Source organism: Campylobacter coli LMG 9860, assembly GCF_000254135.1.
GTDB classification, from domain to species: domain Bacteria; phylum Campylobacterota; class Campylobacteria; order Campylobacterales; family Campylobacteraceae; genus Campylobacter_D; species Campylobacter_D coli.
This window is the reverse complement of sequence record NZ_AINS01000171.1, coordinates 1-267: the sequence shown is the minus strand read 5'-3', so window position 1 is coordinate 267 and position 267 is coordinate 1. Positions and strand designations below refer to the sequence as shown.

The window sequence follows — 267 nt, the reverse complement described above, 5'->3', positions numbered from 1 at the left end:
TGCTAGTAAGTTAAATGAAATTCAAAATGCAAATTCACAAACTCTAGCAAGAAGTGAAGTATTAAATTCTACTAATACAACAAATACTAGCAATAATACTAATTTTAGTATAAGTAGTAAGACAAGTTCTCCTAATTATGATATATCAAGTGAATTTAAAAACTCTATTTATACTCTAAAATATAAACAAGTAGATTTAAGCACTGATACAGCCTATGGTTATAGTGTAGATAAAGATGGTTATATGGGAAGTGATTTTAATAAAGC

General features: G+C 25.8%; 1 pseudogene. It reads left to right on the top strand.

From position 1 onward, the window contains the following. Positions 1–267 (top strand): annotated as a pseudogene (locus CCO88_RS10555) (Cj0814 family flagellar-dependent secreted protein); the annotation flags it as partial.